Origin of the sequence: Streptomyces sp. AcH 505 (assembly GCF_000818175.1) — a bacterium.
Lineage (GTDB): Bacteria > Actinomycetota > Actinomycetes > Streptomycetales > Streptomycetaceae > Streptomyces.
In genome coordinates, this window is sequence record NZ_JTIY01000001.1 from 2,055,384 (window position 1) to 2,060,137 (window position 4,754).

Annotated in this window: 2 protein-coding genes and 1 pseudogene; all 3 read right to left on the reverse strand. The window is 75.2% G+C overall.

From position 1 onward, the window contains the following. Positions 1–484: 484 nt before the first annotated feature. Positions 485–2,227 carry a membrane protein gene (locus tag HY68_RS09525; RefSeq protein ID WP_041986934.1) on the reverse strand — a complete coding sequence of 581 codons (1,743 nt, stop codon included), beginning with the start codon at positions 2,225–2,227 and terminating at the stop codon, positions 485–487. Positions 2,228–2,611: 384 nt separating this feature from the next. After that, positions 2,612–3,928, reverse strand: a complete 1,317-nt coding sequence (gene purD, locus HY68_RS09530) for a phosphoribosylamine--glycine ligase (protein WP_052457049.1) — start codon at positions 3,926–3,928, stop codon at positions 2,612–2,614. Between the two features lie 123 nt (positions 3,929–4,051). After that, positions 4,052–4,754 (reverse strand): annotated as a pseudogene (locus HY68_RS41880) (DNA polymerase III subunit gamma and tau); the annotation flags it as partial.

Consider the following 4,754-nt stretch of genomic DNA (forward strand, 5'->3'; position numbering starts at 1 on the left):
TGCCGGGCCGGGCGGCCGCGTACGGGCAGGCCGTCAGGCCCGTCAGACAGGACGGGCCGAGCGGTGCAGACCACGCCGTGGGCGTCGGCCACTACGGACGGGGCCGTCCAGGACGTACGGACCGGCGGTCACGGACCGGGCGGTTGGCCCGGGCCCCGCGACCACCGGCCCCCTATGGCCTGACGTTCGGATCAGGCCGGATCAGGGAGCGCGCCCGCCCGCGGACGCGGCCGGTGTCGCGTTGGTGCCGTGGATCGCACGGCGGACCGGTCCTAGGGGCCGGGCGGTCCGGACCGGGCGTGCGGACCGGACGGCGCGAGCCAGCCGTTACCGAGCCGGGCAGTGCGAAGAGGGCCGGCCGACACAGACCGGCCGCCACCCCGCCCGGCCGTTCGAGCCGACCGCCACGGGTCGGCCGCCAGGGCCGTCAGACAGGGCCGGGCCGACGGGCGGGGCCGTCCGGGACGACCGGCACAGGCGAGCGTCAGACGAGGCGGACCGGTTTCTCCGGGCGTACGCCCAGCGCCGCCAGCCACGCGCGCAGGGGCTCGGGGTCGCCTTCCTCCACCAGGCTCAGTACGTGGCCGCCCAGGTCCGCGCGGCGGCGGCCGTCGACGATGAGGGCCGGGCCGTCCAGCCAGTCGAGGCCGGGTACGGCGCCCGCCGTGTCGACGGCGGAGCAGCAGACCATCGCCGTCACGTGATCCGCGAGCAGATCACGGCCCGTGCGGGGCGGCTGGAGCGGGAGGAGCGGCAGCGGGTCGGTCCCCCACGGGGGCGCCGACGTCTCGCCGCCCGCGGCGGCAGGCGTCGCCGCCTCCTCGCGGGCCACCTCGGCGCTGATCCCGGCGGCCAGCATCGCTCCCCACCCGTCGCCATCGGCGTCGCTGTCGCCGCCACCCTCATCCGCCCGGCCCGCCTGCGACAGGTGCTCCATGACCCGGCTGAGCGTGGGGCCGCCGGGGCCTGTGGGGCCCACGGGGCGGCGTACGCCCATGTCGTCCAGTACGCGATGCAGCCTGGACGCTTCCGTACGCCACTTACGGTCGACAACCTCTTCCGGGTACTGCTGCCAGTCCACCGGGGCCCAGTCAGGGCCCGCGCCGGCCGGACCGCCGTGGAACAGCCGGGCCGCGAGCAGCGACGTGGCCTCGTCCATCGCGCCCGGCTCTTCGAGCAGGTCGCAGGCGGGCCGCTCGCCGAGCCGGGACGTGAACCCGTCGGCCAGGCGGTCGCGGCGTGACAGCTCGGTCAGGGCCGAGACCACGCCCGCGTCCAGCCGGGACGGCCAGCGGCCCATGCGCCAGGCGGGCAGCGCCACGCGTGTCAGCAGCCGGTCCCAGCCCGCGTAGGCGAGGCCGACCTGCTCCTGGGCGACGATCCGCAGTCCGTAATCCACAGCCTGTGCACGCTCGGAGGCGGCCGAGGCCACCCCCCGCTCCATCAGGGCCGCATGCTCACCGCAGCCACGCAGCAGCAGCCGGGCGACCCGGCCGACGACCCGGAGCGGTGCACGGCGTATCGGCCCCAGGTCCGCCCTGCCGCCGAGCGCGACGGCCGCGTCCAGCCCGCGCACGAAGCGGCGGGCGGCGGCTATGTCGGGCTGCGCGGCCGGACCCGTACCGGCGACAACGGGGGCGAGCACCGCGCGGAGCTCGGCGACCCGCATCCACCACAGGAAGGGCGAGCCGATGACGAGAACGGGCGCGGCGGGTGCCTTGCGGCCCCGCCCGCCGGCCCGCACATCGGGTCCGGTCTGCGCGGTCGGTACGCCCTGCGCGTGCGCCGGGTGCGTACGGTCCTCCAGCCAGCTGTCGCAGTCGGGGGTGAGCGCTATCGCCGAGGGCGCCGGCACATTGAGCCGGTCCGCCAGGTCCCTGACCAGGCGGTAGAGGTCCGGCGCCGACCGCTCGGCGACCTCGACCGTGGGGCTCAGGGCGGGCCTCGCCCTCGCCACCACGACGGCGACGGCCGCCGCGAGCAGCAGCACGAGCACCGCGCAGGCCGACACGGCCCAGCGGGCGGCGTCCCAGCCCGCACCGGTCAGATGCCCGGTCGCACCGCCGACGAGCAGCACGACGGCGACCGCCGCGGGCAGCAGCGCGACGGCGAGCGCCCGGCTACGGACGCGCAGCACGCCGAGCGCCCGGGAACGGGCACCCTGAGCGCCCATCTCGACGCCGATGTCTGAGCCGGCGGAACCCGTGGAACCAGCGGAACCGAACATGGTCGACCTCACCCCCTCTGCCCTGCGGCGGCGTTGCTCACTCCCCCACTGTGGCACCCGCCACCGACATCGCAATGCCGGTGGGCCATGTGCCCGAATGCTTGCGCCGCACCCTAGTTGGGGCCCTCGCGGCAGTCATCCGGATGGCCTAGCCGTCACCCGATGGAATGGCTTTGGCTAAAGCTGCTGACGCGGCGGGGTTGAGGAGCTCGGGGTTCTACGGAGGTCCGAGAACGCGTGCCAGGGGAGCCGGTCCGGGAACGCGCGCCCGGAGGTAGCCGGTCCGGGAACGCGCGCCCGAGGGGCGTAGCCGGACCGGGAACGCGTACCCGAGGGGGAGCTGGTCCGGGAACGCGTACCCGAGGGGGAGCCGGTGCCGCAGGCTCAAGCCCGCGCGTCAGCCCCGGCGCCCGAACGGGCCCCGGCCCCGGACCCGGCCCCCGCCTCGGCCTCCGACTCCGCGGCGCGGCGAGCGATGTCCGTACGGTGCTGGGCACCGTCCAGCCGGATCCGGTCCACGGCGGCGTACGCGCGCTCTCTGGCCTGCGCCAGGCTCTTGCCCGTACCGGTCACGGACAGGACGCGACCGCCCGCACTGACGACCGCGCCGTCCGCGAGGCGGGTGCCGGCGTGCAGGACGTACGCGTCGGGTCCATCCTGTGCCGCGATCTCGTCGAGGCCCAGGATCGGGTCGCCGGTGCGCGGGGTGTCGGGGTAGTTGTGCGAGGCGACGACCACGGTGACCGCGGCGTCGTCGCGCCAGTTGAGCGGGAGCAGCCCGGCGAGCGTGCCCTCGGCCGCCGCCAGCAGGACACCGGCGAGCGGGGTCTTCAGCCGGGCCAGCACCACCTGCGTCTCGGGGTCGCCGAAGCGCGCGTTGAACTCGATGACCCGTACGCCGCGGCTGGTGATCGCGAGACCCGCGTACAGCAGCCCGGCGAAGGGCGTGCCGCGCCGGCGCAGCTCGTCGACGGTCGGCTGGAGGACGGTCTCCAGGACCTCGTCGACCAGCTTGGGATCGGCCCACGGGAGCGGCGAATAGGCGCCCATACCACCGGTGTTGGGGCCTTCGTCGTTGTCGAGGGCGCGCTTGAAGTCCTGCGCGGGCTGGAGCGGGAGGACCGTACGGCCGTCGGTGACGGCGAAGAGGGAGACCTCAGGACCGTCGAGGAACTCCTCGATGACGACCCGGCCGCAGGCGAGCGCGTGCGCGCGGGCGTCGGCGAGATCGTCGGTGACGACGACGCCCTTGCCCGCGGCGAGCGCGTCGTCCTTGACGACGTACGGGGCGCCGAACGCGTCGAGCGCGTCGTCGATCTGCTGCGGTGTCGTACAGACGTAGCTACGGGACGTGGGGACGTTCGCCGTGGCCATCACGTCCTTGGCGAAGGCCTTGGAGCCTTCGAGCATGGCCGCTTCCGCCGACGGACCGAAGCAGGGGATGCCCGCTTCCCGTACGGCGTCGGCGACCCCGGCGACCAGCGGCGCCTCGGGCCCGACGACGACGAGCCCGACCGCCAGCTCCGTGGCGAGCCGGGCGACGGCGGCGCCGTCCATGGCGTCGACCGGGTGCAGCTCAGCGACCTCGGCGATGCCGGCGTTGCCGGGGGCGCAGAAGAGGGAGGTGACGTCGGGGTCGAGGGAGAGAGAGCGGCACAGGGCGTGTTCGCGGGCACCGCCGCCGATAACAAGGACCTTCACGGGAGGCAGCCTAGCCGGGCGGCCCGGAGGCCATTGCCGCTGCCCGAGCCGGGCAGACGAGCCGGCCAAGATCCAACGGGGCGGCCCGAGCCGGCCAAGCGCCCCTGGTCGTTGGTGTACTCGTCAGTCGTTGGTGTACTCCTCCACGACCGTGGCACCCAGCTCGCGCACGATCAGGTCGTGCCCGGAGAGGGCGGAGTCGACCAGATCGGGGTCGTCCGCCTCGGCGGTGTCGTCCTCGGGGGCGACCGGGGGGCGGGCCGAGGGTCTGGACGGCTCCGGGGGCGGCGGGGTGCGCTGCGCCTGTCCGTCCTGTTGCGAGGGCGAGGGCGAGGACGGGGGCGGCGAGGACGAGGGGCGTTGCTGCTGCTGTCCCGGCTGCCCCTGCTGTTGCTGCGGAGCCGGACCGCCGGGGGCGGGCGCTGACGAGGGGCCCCCGCCGAACGCACCTCCGCCGAACCCTCCGCCACCGGCACCACCCGGCCCGGGGGCTCCTCCCCCGCCGTTCCCGCCTCCGTATCCGCCCGGAGGGGGCTGCGGGGTGCCGCCCGACGGGTCGACGATCGCCTCGATCTTCCACTGGACGCTGAAGTTCTCCGACAGCGCCTGCTTGAGCACGTCCTCGCTGCCGCTGCTGACGAAGGTGTCGCGGGCGCCGGCGTTGATGAAGCCGACCTGCAGCGTCGTCCCGTCGAACCCCGCCACCTGCGCGTTCTGACTGAGCAGGATCCAGGTGAAGCGCCGGCGGCCCTTGACGGCCTCCAGAACGTCCGGCCACATGTTCCGCACCTGGCCGGCGCCCTGCGCGGCGCCGGGGCTGGGGCTG